Annotated in this window: 1 protein-coding gene; it reads right to left on the minus strand. The window is 65.6% G+C overall.

Annotation, left to right across the window (positions count from 1 at the left end; translation table 11 throughout):
* On the minus strand, positions 1-450 hold a 450-nt coding region (locus IF46_RS0131990), incomplete at both ends, for a hypothetical protein (protein WP_030492138.1).

Consider the following 450-nt stretch of genomic DNA (forward strand, 5'->3'; position numbering starts at 1 on the left):
AGCCCGAGGTCCTGCATGGTGCCGCGCAGGTTCTCCACGTACGGGGTGGTGTCGATGGGCTCCCCGCAGCGCTTGCAGGCGAAGAGCTGCTCGTCCCGGCGGGCCGTGTACTTGAACAGCTGCATGCCGACGGCGGCCGGGCGCTGGACGATGTGGAAGAACTTCCCGAAGGGGATGTAGATGAGCGTGAAGACCACCGAGACCATGTGCAGGATGGCCAGGAACTCGTAGCCTCCGCCGTGCAGGAAGATCGACGAGAAGGTCAGCAGCAGCCCGGTCACGGAGATGACGATCAGGCAGATCAGCGGCAGCAGGTCGTAGGCGAAGCGCTGGCCGGTGATGGCGCCGCGGTCCTTCATCCTGCGCCACAGGAAGTAGCAGGCGCCGGGGATGACCAGCACAGCGGCGACGTCCAGGCCGTGGAACATCAGCCAGCCCACGATGTTCAGC

It is taken from the genome of Micromonospora chokoriensis, from assembly GCF_000718555.1.
In the GTDB taxonomy this organism is placed as follows: Bacteria; Actinomycetota; Actinomycetes; order Mycobacteriales; family Micromonosporaceae; genus Micromonospora; species Micromonospora chokoriensis_B.